Source organism: Kitasatospora sp. NPDC048722 (assembly GCF_040650235.1).
Taxonomy (GTDB): domain Bacteria; phylum Actinomycetota; class Actinomycetes; order Streptomycetales; family Streptomycetaceae; genus Kitasatospora.
On sequence record NZ_JBEZGX010000109.1, the window covers coordinates 1 to 12,051 of the forward strand.

Annotated in this window: 10 protein-coding genes; 7 read left to right on the top strand and 3 right to left on the bottom strand. The window is 72.6% G+C overall.

Annotation, left to right across the window (positions count from 1 at the left end; genetic code table 11):
* The 3 genes from AB0C76_RS40195 to AB0C76_RS40205 all read left to right on the top strand — a co-directional run.
* On the top strand, positions 1-3,673 hold a 3,673-nt coding region (locus AB0C76_RS40195), incomplete at its 5' end, for a polymorphic toxin-type HINT domain-containing protein (protein ID WP_359975375.1).
* Entirely contained in the window at positions 3,673-4,311 is a 639-nt protein-coding gene (locus tag AB0C76_RS40200; protein WP_359975378.1) for a hypothetical protein, read from the top strand. The genes AB0C76_RS40195 and AB0C76_RS40200, both read left to right, overlap by 1 nt.
* Before the next feature lie 200 nt (positions 4,312-4,511).
* The gene (locus AB0C76_RS40205; RefSeq protein WP_359975381.1) at positions 4,512-4,934 is read left to right on the top strand and encodes a hypothetical protein; all 423 of its coding nucleotides are present in this window, start codon (positions 4,512-4,514) and stop codon (positions 4,932-4,934) included.
* A gap of 134 nt (positions 4,935-5,068) precedes the next feature.
* Here the strand turns inward: AB0C76_RS40205 and AB0C76_RS40210 are convergent, their stop codons facing one another.
* Together AB0C76_RS40210 and AB0C76_RS40215 are read right to left on the bottom strand one after the other, a co-directional pair.
* A complete protein-coding gene (locus tag AB0C76_RS40210; RefSeq protein ID WP_359975384.1) occupies positions 5,069-6,460 on the bottom strand; it encodes an amidase in 1,392 nt (463 codons plus the stop codon).
* A complete protein-coding gene (locus AB0C76_RS40215) occupies positions 6,447-6,656 on the bottom strand; it encodes a hypothetical protein (RefSeq protein ID WP_359975387.1) in 210 nt (69 codons plus the stop codon). Before AB0C76_RS40215 ends, AB0C76_RS40210 begins: the two co-directional genes overlap by 14 nt.
* Positions 6,657-7,251: 595 nt before the next feature.
* On the opposite strand from AB0C76_RS40215, the gene AB0C76_RS40220 reads away from it, so the two are divergent.
* Positions 7,252-7,566: a hypothetical protein gene (locus tag AB0C76_RS40220; protein WP_359975389.1), complete on the top strand. Its 315-nt coding sequence runs from the start codon at positions 7,252-7,254 to the stop codon at positions 7,564-7,566.
* Between the two features lie 62 nt (positions 7,567-7,628).
* Entirely contained in the window at positions 7,629-8,354 is a 726-nt protein-coding gene (locus tag AB0C76_RS40225) for a hypothetical protein (protein WP_359975392.1), read from the top strand.
* A 9-nt stretch (positions 8,355-8,363) separates the two neighbouring features.
* Here the strand turns inward: AB0C76_RS40225 and AB0C76_RS40230 are convergent, their stop codons facing one another.
* Positions 8,364-9,269, bottom strand: a complete 906-nt coding sequence (locus AB0C76_RS40230; protein WP_359975394.1) for a LysR family transcriptional regulator — start codon at positions 9,267-9,269, stop codon at positions 8,364-8,366.
* Between the two features lie 363 nt (positions 9,270-9,632).
* Here AB0C76_RS40230 and AB0C76_RS40235 point away from each other — a divergent pair, with 363 nt between their 5' ends.
* On the top strand, positions 9,633-10,382 hold the full coding sequence (locus tag AB0C76_RS40235; protein ID WP_359975397.1) for a DUF4142 domain-containing protein: 750 nt from the start codon (positions 9,633-9,635) through the stop codon (positions 10,380-10,382).
* An 80-nt stretch (positions 10,383-10,462) separates the two neighbouring features.
* Positions 10,463-11,905, top strand: a complete 1,443-nt coding sequence (locus tag AB0C76_RS40240) for a DUF1996 domain-containing protein (RefSeq protein ID WP_359975400.1) — start codon at positions 10,463-10,465, stop codon at positions 11,903-11,905.
* Positions 11,906-12,051 lie beyond the last annotated feature (146 nt).

Below are 12,051 nucleotides of genomic sequence, written 5' to 3' on the forward strand. Positions count from 1 at the left end.
GGACGCCGCGACCCGCGCCGCCGCCGCTGCCCAGCCCGCCTCCGCGGCGGCGAAGGCCGCGAACGAGGCCTCGCGACAGGCGGCCAACGCCGCGGCCGACGCCGCGTCGGCCGCGACGAAGGCGGGCAACGCGGCCGCCAGGGCGCTGGCCGCCGCGGCCAATGCCGCAGGGGATGCCGGCCAGGCGGACGCGGCCCGCAACGCCGCCGTCGCCGCCCGCAACGCCGCCGGTGACGCCCGCACCGCGGGCGAGGCCAGCGCCTGGGCCGGCCGCGCCGCGTCCCAGGCCGGACTCGCCGCGAAGGCCGCGGCCTCGGCCGGGGCCAACGCCGCCGACGCCGCCCAGGCCGCCGCCGAAGCCGCCGACTACTCCGGGGTGTCCGCCGAGGACGCCGCCCGGGCCCGCCTCGCGGCCGCCCGGGCCAAGAGCGCCGCGGGGGAGGCCCAGCGCGCTGCCAACGCCACCGTCGCGATCGCCAAGCAGGCCGCAGACGCGGCCGGAGAGGCCCAGCGCGCCGCCAACGAGGCCGCCGCCCACGCCGAAGCGGCCGCCGCCGCTGCGGAGGAAGCGGCCAGGCACGCCGGTGACGCGGCCACCGCGGCCAACGTCGCGCAGGCTGCTGCCGCCGCGGCCGCCGTCGACGCCGATTCGGCGGCGAACTCCGCCGTGCAGGCCCACAAGGTGGCCGACGTCGCGCGCGCCACGGACAAGGAGCGCCTCGACGCCCAGCAGGCCGCCGAGATGGCGGCGGCCGACGAGGCCTCCCGCGAGGCCGACCTCAAGGCGAGGACCGCGGCCTGGGAGTCCGGCAAGGCGACGCAGTTCGCCGCCGACACCGCGCAGCTGATCAAGGACGCTCAGGCTCCCGGTACCGACTCCAAGACCGTCCTGCTCAAGGGCCGTCAGGCCGCGCTGCGGCTGCTGGAGGCCGGCGGCCCGTGGACGAAGGCCGCCGCCCAGAGGGCCCTGGAGGGCGACGACTACGCCGTCCAGGCCTTCCTGACCACCGACCTGACGGTGGCCAGGGACCGCGACGACCGCACCAGCGTCATGGCCATCGCCCAGAGCCCCGGCAAGCTGGAGAAGCGCCTCGCCGCGGAGGCCGCCTCGGTGGGTACGCCGGACCAGGTCCGGGCGTTCCTGGCCACCGGGCAGTACCCGGGCAAGGACGACGACGACCGCGTCGAGCTCTCGCAGATCATGGCCACCGGGGGACCGGGGGTGAAGGCCGCCGCGGGCAAGGCGCTCGACGGCACGATCGACGACGTCCGTGCCTTCCTCACGGTGGGCCAGTTCAAGGCTCGCGAGGACGACAACCGCGTCCTCGTCACCCAGCAGTTGGCGACCGGTGGAGGTGAGGTCAAGGCCGCGGCCCAGGCCGTCCTGTCCGGCCCCGCCGACCGCCTCGTGCCGTTCCTCCAGACCGGCCTGCCCAAGGCCCAGCAGCGCGACGCGATGACCGCCGCCCACGTCGCCACCATCGCGTCCTACTTGGCCACGATAGACGGCTCGGTCGCCCAGGCCCGCCAGTACGCGGCCCAGGCCGCCCAGGCCTCCGCCACCGCCCGCGGCGCAGCGAACGAGGCCGCCACGTACGCCAACACGGCAAGCCAGTCAGCCCAGGCCGCCCAGGGCTTCGCCAACCAGGCCGCCCAGTCCGCGCAGGCCGCCCAGGCCTCCGCCGCGCAGGCCGCCACCTACGCCCAGCAGGCCCAGGCCTCCGCCGCCTCCGCCGCCTCCGCCGCCCGCAGCGCCAGCTTCTCCGCGGCCATGGCCACCGGCTACGCCAACCAGGCGAGCCAGTACGCGGCCGACGCCAAGACCGCCTCGGACCAGGCACAGGCGTCGGCGGCCGCCGCCGCCAAGAGCAGGGACGAGGCGTACACGGCCGCCAGGGAGGCCGCTCAGCTGATCATGGCGAAGCAGCAGGCCGACAGCGCCGAGGGCAAGATGCAGCACGAGACCGCCGTCGTCGACGACAACGGCCGCGTCACCTACGTGCAGACCGTCCCGCGCCCCGACACGAAGCAGGAGATCCTCAAGGACAACCGGGGCCGCTGCAACTTCGGTGACCCCACGCTGGGCCTGAACTCGCTCGGCACGAAGTCCTCCTGGTACGACAACGCCGCCGGGGTGCGGGTCTGCGACGTCAACGCCACCGTCAAGGTCACGGGCACCGTCGACTACTTCCTGCGGACCTGCCCCGAGCCGAACCTCTCCATCGCGGCCTGCCAGGGCAAGTACAGCACCTGGGACACCCTCCTGCTCCGGACGGAGCCCCTGAACACCCAGTACGACACCGTCATCCAGATCACCGAGCACGACTGGAACACGAAGTTCTCCGGGCAGGCCCTCGCCAACAACGCGTTGCGCGAGATGCTCTTCGGAGACTTCATCAAGTGCTACAACGACCCCGGCTTCAACGCGTCCTGTGCCTGGGCCGCGTCCAACTTCATCCCCTACGGCACGCTCGCCAAGGGCGCCAAGGCCATCGTCGCGTTCCGCTTCGCCCTGGAGACCGGCGTCGGCATCGAGGACGCCAAGCTCGCCCTCCAGGCAACGCTCAACGGCTACAGCGACGCGGTCACCAGCAAACTGCTCAGCGCCGCCGACGGGGTGGCCGCCTTCCGCAACACCTTCAAGGACGGCGTCGGTTCGAAGGAAGCCCTCGACGCGCTGAGCAAGACCCCCGACATCGACCCGGCCCTCGTCCGCCAGCTGGGCGACGAGCTGAAGTCGGTTCAGTACGTCTACGAGACGTGCGAGCTCAACAGCTTCCCCGCGGGCACCAGGGTCCTTCTGGCCGACGGCTCGTACCGGGCCATCAGTGAGATCCGGACCGGCGACCGGGTGTTCACGACCGACCCCGCGACCGGGGTACTGCGTCCGCAGCCGGTGACCGCCACCTACGCCCACACCACACGGCGCATGGTGGACATCGCCCTGGCGGACGGCAGCACGCTCTCCACCACGGCCGGCCACCGCTTCTACACGGAGCAGGCCGGCTGGACCCTCGCCTCGGCCCTGCGGCCGGGAGACCGCCTGCGGGCCTCGGACAACACGCCGCAGACGGTCGCGGGCACCACCGACCGGACCGGGCCGGCTCCGGAAGCGGTCTACGACCTGACGGTCGACGGACCGCACGACTTCTTCGTGCGCACCGAGGGCGTCCAGGCGCCCGACCTGCTCGTCCACAACTGCCTCTACCTGCTCAACGACGAGGCGAAGGACTCGACCCTGCACACCATCAAGGACCACGTCGCCGGCGGTCCCTACACGAACGCCAGCGGCACGGTCAGGGGCACCGACGCGGTCCGCGCCCAGGCCAAGGCAGAGCTCGACGGGTTCACCGGAGTGTTCACCGACCTGGCCACCGCGGAAGAGGCGCTCAAGCAGGCGTGGGTGTCGGACGGCGCGAAGCAGTACGGAACCGCGAAGCGACTCGGCAAGAGCGAGTTCAAGTTCACCGCGGAGGTGACCATCCTGGACGCGAACGGGAGCAAGCTGACCTCCCTCGGCGATGTCTACCAGCGTGGTGGCGGGGGCGTGCCGACGCCCTCCAGCACGAAGGTCGAGGTCCGGGTCAAGATCGACTACACCACGGGACCGGACAAGCACCCCAAGGGGTGGTACGTGACCTCCATCTTCCCCCTCCCGCGCAGGGGCGTTTGATGACGGAACGGTACGGCGGTGCGGCCGACTTCGGGTTCTCCCTCCTGGCCGAGGCGTTCCACGCGCACTGGCGCAGTGAAGGCGACGACGCCGAGGTCCTGACGGACTACCTCGCCCGCAACCCTTCCTGGATCGCCGAGTCGGTACTCCTGGACGCCCTGCGGCTGGAGGCCGCCGAGCTGCCCGCGTGGCAGGTCGAGACCCTCTGGTCGACGGTCACCCATCCGTACCACGACCTCCGTCGCGAGGGCCACGACGGCCGTGACTGGCTCCGTCTGATCGTCCGCCTCGGTCGGGAGCGGCTCGCCGCCGAGGGCGGTGGCAGCGACGAGCGCGTGCCGCCCAGTCCCTACGGGCACGTGGCGGGAGCCGTCCTGGACGAGATCCTGCTGGTCTCCGCCGGGATCACGGAGGGGGCACTGCACGCGCCCGGAGGATACGTTCCGGGCATCGTGCCGGCCCTCAACGAGGTCGCGGCACGGGTCTGCCCCGACCTGGCGTTCCGCCTCCTGCTGGGCGCGCTCGCCAAGGTCGGTCCCGTGGTCCCGCGCGAGCAGTACGACCGGTACGTGGCCCTCGGGCGACAATTCGAGTACGGCGAGCTCCTGGTGGAGGGCTATGCGCACCTGATGTCCTGACGCCACACGGACAACGACGGCGCGCAGCCGGTGCACGACGCACCGGCTGCGCGCCGTCGTCCGTGTTCGCCCGCCTCGGCGCCCAATCCGCGGAGTCCGGCCGGGGCGTGCCGCCGGGGCCGGGCTGGAGCCGAGGGCCGGACCGCCGGTCGCCGGACCGGTCAGCGTCCTCACCTCCGCCGTCCGGTACGGTGCGCGGAATGAGCGAGATCTTCACCCTGGCGGGGCAACTGCGGCTGGTCGGGGCGGTACTCGTCGGGATGGGCCTGTTCCACGCGGTGCTGCCGCGCTTCGTCGACTGGCCCGCCGACCTTGCGGGCACCACCCTGCTGACCCGTCAGGTCTCCTACGCACACCTGTTCTTCATCGGCCTCGCCTGTGCCCTGCTCGGCCTGCTGCCGCTGTGCCTGACCGGTGACCTGCTGTCCGGCACCCGGCTCGGCACCGCCCTGCTGGCCGGGCAGACCCTCTTCTGGGGCCTGCGCTGGCTGTTCGAGTTCGCGGTCTTCTCGCCGAAGCTGTGGCGCGGCGACACCTTCCGCACCGCAGCGCACATCGGGCTCTCCCTGCTCTGGACGTGGGTGACGGTGGTGTTCGCGGCCGCACTGTGGCACGTGCTCTGATCCCCCGGACCCACGTGTCCCGAGGCCCGAGCACATCGTCGGCCGACGGCTCATGGCACCCCTTAAGGCTCGGTCGTTGCGTTTAAGGGGTGCCTCGGCGTCGAGCGGCGATCCGTCCGGTCCGGCCGTTGCGCTCAGGACACCGTGGCGGGCCCCCGGGCGGGCCGCGTCCGCTCGTAGGCGTGGCCGACGCGCAGGAGCGTGCGCTCCCCGAGGGGCCGGCCGAGCAGCTGCAGGCCGATCGGCAGGCCCGCCCGGTCGTGGCCGACGGGGACGGAGAGGGCGGGTACCCCGGTGATGTTGGCGGGGGCGGAGAGGCGCACATAGGCGTCGGAGACGCTCTCGACCGTGCCGTCGGGCCAGGTGACCGTCTCCTGGCCGGCCCGTACCGCGGTCGTCGGGACCGTCGGGGCGGCGATCACGTCGACCGTCTCCAGCAGGCGGGTCCACTCCTCCCGCATCAGGGTCCGGGCGCGCTGGGCCCGCAGGTAGTCCCCGGCGCTCATCAACTCGCCGGCCTCCAGGAGGATGCGGACGTCCGCCCCGTACAGCTCCGGCGCCGCGCGCAGGGTGCGCTCGTGGTAGGCGGTGGCCTCCGGCACCATCAGGCCCCACTGGATGGCCCGGATGTAGCGGGTCATCGGGATGTCGACCTCGACGAGCCGCGCGCCGAGGACCTCCAGGTGCTCGACGGCGTGCCGGACGGCGGCCTCCACCTGCGCGTCGACGTGGTCGAAGCAGTAGGTGCGCGGCACGCCGATGCGCAGTCCCGTCAGGTCCGTGCCCGGACCGGGCCGGTAGTCCACGGCGGGCGGGGACAGCGAGGCGGGGTCGCGCGGGTCGTGCCCGACGAGGGCGGTCAGGACCAGGGCCGCGTCCTCGACGGTGCGGGTGATCGGGCCGACGTGGTCCAGCGACCACGACAGCGACGTGACGCCGTGACGGGGAACGAGACCGTAGGTCGGCTTGAGGCCGACGACCCCGTTGAGCGCGGCGGGCACCCGGATCGACCCGCCCGTGTCGGTCCCCAGGGCGAAGGTCGCCGCGCCCGACGCGACGGCGACGGCGGACCCGCCGCTGGAGCCGCCGGCGACCCGGTCGCGGTCCCGGGCGTTGCGGGTCTGCGGGGTGGTCAGGCCGAACGCGAACTCGTGCGTGTGGGTCTTGCCGACCAGAACCGCGCCGGCCGCGGTCAAACGGGCGGCGACCGTGCTGTCGGCCGGCGCGCGATGGTCGGTGCGTACCCGGGAGCTGGCCGTGGTGGCCAAGCCGGCGACATCGATCAGGTCCTTGAGCCCCATCGGGATGCCGTGCAGCGGCCCCCGGTGGCGGCCCCGCGCCGTTTCGCGCTCGGCCGCGCGCGCCGCTCCGCGCGCCTGCTCCGCGGTGACCGTGACGTAGGCGCCGAGTTCGGGCTCCACCTGCTCGATGCGGTCGAGGACCGAGTCCACCAGCTCGACGGGGGACAGCCGGCGGGACCGGATCGCGTCCGCGGCGGCGGTGAGGGAGAGCTCATGCGGATGCATCGGGCCGTCCCCCTTCCGCGCGGTAGGCGCCTGCCGGTGGGGTGTCCCCGAAGTCCAGCTCCCGGAGGGTCGCGACGACGGAGTGGATGTGGTTCGCGGTGGCCGCGACGCCGGCGTGACGGTCGGGGGCCAGTGACAGGCCGGCGCGGTCGGCCCAGCGGGCCGCCTCCGGCGGTGTGAGTTCGGCTGCGGGCATGGCGGACGCTCCTCCTGGCCGGGTGGGGCGGCGGAGCGCTCCCACCACCAAAAGCTAATGGTTTGCGTTAGTGACTCTAGGCCCCTTCGCCGCCTTAAAGCAAACGCGTTGCGTTTACCGGATGAAGTCCGACGCGCCGAGGTGTGAGTGCCCTGGGGGGCGACAGGGCGACAGGGCGACAGGGCGGCGGGGCGGCGGGGCGGCGGTGCGGCGCTCTGGCGGCGAGATCGACGACCGGGGAACTGCGCTGCGGCACGGCGCATGGGGCCACCGTGGAGGCGGCGCGGGGATTGCACCGACCTGTCGGACCGTGTGCGTGTCGTCATCCCACGCGGCGTCAACGTCATCGGTTGCGAACGACGTTATCGCCGCGACGGGAGCCGGTCGTCATCCGTCGGCGAACCCAAGGCCCGTCGCCGACCGAAGCCGGGCTCTTGACCTTCGAGAGGCAAGTGCGGGCGTACCGCCTTCCGGAGGACGGGAAGCGCCGACGGAGAGCTGTTCGAGTGAGGCCCCGCGTCTTCGTGCAGCGGAACGGTGAGACTGGCAGCGCTGGAAGCCGGGGGAGCTCACCGCTCAGAAGGAGAAGAGTCCTGTGAAGAACTTCGGAAGGACGCTGGCCACCGGCGTCGCCGTGGTGGCCCTGTGCATCGGGTTCCCGGCCAACGCTCAAGCCACGGACGGGACTTTCACCTACATCAGCGACAACCAGGAGCACTACCTGGACAATCCGGGGAGCGACCGGTGCTACGAGCTCGACGGCGACGTCAGCGAGCTGTACAACGACACCGACGCGGAGGCGGCCGTGTTCCGCGACGCCGGCTGCGAGGACGCGATCGACACCGTGGGCCCGGGTGGTGCCAGTGCCGGAGGCGGCGTCGGCTCGGTCCGTTTCACCGCAGCCCGGTAGTCCCCAGCGGTCAACGCCGCCCGCGCCGTGGTGCATGATGGCCGTGATCACTGGGGGGTGTCATGGCGCTGTTCCCGCCGAGGTGTCCGGTCGGTCCGGACGAGCGGGTCTGGATCGAGGAGTCCATGGCCTGGCTGGCGGCCGAGTTCGGGCGCGGGATGCTGGAGCGTGCTCCGGTGCTGCCGACCGCCGAGTACTTCCCCGGGCCGTACGCGGGCTCCGACGCCGACATCCGGGGGCTGATCGCCCAGCTCTGCGGGTACCTGGACGTGGCGCCCAACCGGCTGACGATCGAGATCGAGCCGGACGACGGCGAGGGCGCCATGGTGGCCGGCCTCGGGCTCGCCCACAGGTCGCGCTCCGCCGCCGGGCACTACCGGCGGGAGAACGGGCGGCCGGTGATCGCCGTCGCGCAGCGCCAGGCCGCCCGTCCGGTCGCCCTGGTCGCCACCATCGCGCACGAGTTGGGGCACGTCCGCCTCCTCGACGAGCGGCGCATCTCGACCGAACGGCGCGACCACGAGCCGCTCACCGACCTGCTGACGGTGCACTTCGGCCTCGGCGTCTTCACGGCCAACGCCGCGTTCGACTTCCGGCAGGGCAGGCAGGGCTGGTCGTCCTCGCGGCTCGGCTACCTGAGCGAGCGGATGCTCGGCTACGCCCTGGCCTGCTACGCCTACCGGCGCGGCGAGAGCAGGCCCGCCTGGGCCCGGTACCTGGACACCAACCCGCGGGCCCACCTCAAGCAGGGCCTCCGCTACCTGGACCGGAATCCGCCGCGCGTGTGATCGGGGGGATCACGCCTCCGCGGTCGCCCGGGCGGCGCCGTCCCGCAGGACCAGTAGCAGCATCTGCTCGTACGCGGTGAGGGGCCGGGCCAGCGTCGAGCCTGCCGTCACGGTCCGGTGCCCGGGCGCCGGGTGGATCCGCAGTTCGGCCAGGACGCCGTGCCGGAGCTCCAGGTGGACGGACCGGCGCGCCACCAGCCCGACTCCCAGACCGATCCGTACGGCCTCCTTGATGCCTTCGGTGCCCCACAGGTCGAGCGTCCGGGCACCGGACAGTTCCCAGGCGTGCAGGAGGTCCGTCAGCTGACGGCGGGTGTCCGAACCGGTCTCGCGCAGCAGGAACGTTTCGTCCGCCAGGTCGGCGGGAGTGACGTCCCGCCCGGCCAGCGGATGGCCGGCCGCGCAGGCGAGCAGCATGTCGTCGTCGGCGAGGCGCTCCGACCGGTAGCGCCCGGGGGGCAGCGGGCCTCCGCTCAGTGCGACACCGATCCGGCCTTCCTCCAGGGCGGTCGTCAGCTGGTCGGCGCCGCTGACGACGAGGCCGAAGCGGACCTCGGGCGCCCGTCGCCGCAGTTCGAGCAGGACGGACGGCAGGAAGTGCGCGGCGATCGTGCTCGTGCTGCCGATCACCAGCGGGTCCTCCAGCAGGAGTGCGGCGGCCTGGACGGCCGCGACGGCCTGGTCGGCGAGCGCGAGCACCTCCTTGGACTGCGCGAGCAGGACCTCCCCGGCCAGGGTCGGGCGGATCTTCGGGCCTGACCGGTCGACCAGCTGGGTGCGCAGGGCTATTTCCAGGTTCTGCACCTGTTTCGAGACGGACGACTGGCTCAGGAACAGGACCTGGCTCGCCGCCGAGAAGCCGCCGCATTCGATGACCTTGGCGAATATCGCCAGTTGATTGAGGTTCAGTCGCACATGGCCTCGCTCGCGTCCGGACGGAAAAGGGGGGACACCAGGGCCGGTGCGGCGCCCTTGGGGGCCGACCGGTACGGCAATCTACCGCCTCCCGGGCTCCGCGCCACAGTGGCAGCACGCGCATGGTTCGCACGTGCTGACGGATCGTCGAACAAGCGTCGGGAAAGGTGCGCCGGTGCGGCGTCCCCGCGCCCCCGGGGTAAAGGATGGGCAAAGTCGCGGGACGGAACCCCGGGTTCGCCCTCTTTCCACGGTGACCGGCCCGACAGTGGCCGGCGGTTCCCGGGAGGTTCCGCGGTGCGGTCGCCGCCGAACCGTCCGCCCGGTGACGGTGAACGGAATCCCGGCGCGATGAGGAAGCCGATGTCATCTTCGAGGAAGAAACGCGAACCCGGAACGGCGGTTTACGGAATACCCGGGGCGACCAGACTTCCGCGCTGGTTCGCCACCCTGCTCGTGATCGTGGCCGTGCTGTTCACGGGCACGGCCCTGGCGGTTCCCGTCGTGCGATCGGCGGGCTCGTACCGCACCGCCGCGCGTACGGACCCGTCGCCGGTCGCGGTGGCGACCCTGCAGACGGCGTCCGGGCCGCTGACACCGCTCGACCGGGACTTCGTCAAACGGGTCCGGCTGGCCGGGCTGTGGGAGATCCCCGCAGGCCGGATGGCCGTCGCCAAGGGCGGCACGCCCGAGGTCAGGACCGCGGGACAGCACCTGATCGACGGGCACACGGATCTCGACCGGGCCGTGGTGGACGCCGCCAGGACCCTCGGCCTGGGCCTGCCCGACGAGCCCTCCGACCAGCAGAAGGCGTGGCTGAAACAACTGGACGACGCCCAGGGGCCCGATTTCGACCGGATGTTCGCGAACATCGTGCGCAACGCCCACGGCCAGGTCTTCGCGGTGGTCGCCCAAGTGCGCGCCGGGACCCAGAATTCCACCGTCCGCGATCTCGCGACCACCGCGAATTCCACCGTGCTCGACCACATGACGGTCCTGGAGAACACCGGGCTGGTGAAATTCGGCGACCTTTCCGGACCGCCGGCCGGCACGTCCGCTCCGAGCCAGGGCCCGAACCCGGCACCGAGTTCCGGGCCGACGACGCAGCACTAGGAACCCTGCCCGGACACCGAGGCAGCACAAGGCTTTCCACGGCCTGCCAGGCAGGCCCGATCCCGTTTCGAGGATGCGACATGAGGATTCACAAACGCGGCAAGGCCAGGCGGAAGGTGTTCGCCCTTCTGCTGGCCGGGATATTGGCGGTCACCGGCGCTTCGGCGCTCGCGGCGGCCGCATTCGCCGGGCAGCGGCCGTCGCGGTCGCAGGGGACCGCTTCCCAACAGGCCGGGTCCCGGCCGGGCACGGTCGCCTGCGCGGACGTCGGCACGGCGCTGGCCGCGGTGCCGGAGAGCGCGCAGCAGGACGTCGACCAGGACCTCGCCGACCTCGACGTCCAGGTGGCGGACGCGTACCGAAGCCTCGCGGAGCCGGGCGCCGGCGGCGGTGAGCAGCAGGTCATGGGCGAGCTGGCCGGGAAGCGGACGGCGACCCTGCGGAAGCTGGTGACCAGCGCCGGGCCCGACTCCGGCCTGCCCCAGGACGTCTCGGGACTGGCGACCTGCGCGATCCGGCGCGACCTGGTGGTCGACTCCTCCGCCGAGGACTACGCCCCCGAGGGCGGGAGCGGTGACGGCGGGCAGAGCGGCGCGGCCGGGCAGAGCGGCGCGGCCGGGCCGAAGAACCTGGCGAGCGGCGGACGGTCCGCCCTGGGACGGGGGTTCGTCGACATCAGGACCGTGACCCCGAACACCGCCAGGCCCACCCGCACCGGGTCGGCCACCGGCACCTTCACCTCGCAGTGCGGGCTCAACGAGAACCGCCACCTCAACCCCGACAACGTGATCGTGGCGCCCGGGGTCAGCAACGGCGCCCACCACATGCACGACTACGTCGGGAACCTCGTCACGGACGCGTTCTCCACCAACGGCAGGCTCGCCAACGCCGGCACCACCTGCTCCAACGGGGACCAGTCGGCCTACTACTGGCCGGTGCTGCGGGTCCTCGACGGGCAGGCGGAGAAGGACGCGAAGGCGCCGGGCGGCGGGAAGGACCGCAACGTCGGACGCATCCTCCAGCCGGCCGAGGTCGGGATCACGTACGACTCCGCCGCCGGGAACAGGGTCCAGCCGATGACCCGCTTCCTGCGGATCATCACCGGCGACGCCAAGGCGCTCACCAACGGCCCGGCCAACGCCCACGCCTCGTGGAGCTGCACCGGCTTCGAGGACCGCCAGCTCGCCGACAAGTACCCGCTCTGCCCGGGCGGCAGCCGGGTCGTCCGGACCCTCAAGTTCCCCGACTGCTGGGACGGCAGGAACATCGACAGCGCCAACCACCGCACCCACACCGCCTTCTCGCGGGCGGACGGCAGCTGCCCGCGGAACTTCCGGGCGATCCCCCAGCTGACCGAGCGCATCGCCTACGACGTGCCGACCGGCGTTCGCTTCGCCGTCGACACCTTCCCGGAGCAGCTCCACAACCCGATCACCGACCACGGGGACTTCATCAACGTGATGTCCCGGGACCTGCTGGACCAGATGGCGACCTGCATCAACGAGGGGCGTCGCTGCGGATGACCCACACCAGCCCGGAGGGCTCAGCAATGTCGACGGAGGACGGCCGCCTGGCCTGGCACTCGGCCGCCGGACCGGTCCGGACCGCGGCAGATCTGGGTGGCCGTCATGGCGTCGAGGACGTCCCGGTCGTTCCGGTCGGCGGTGAG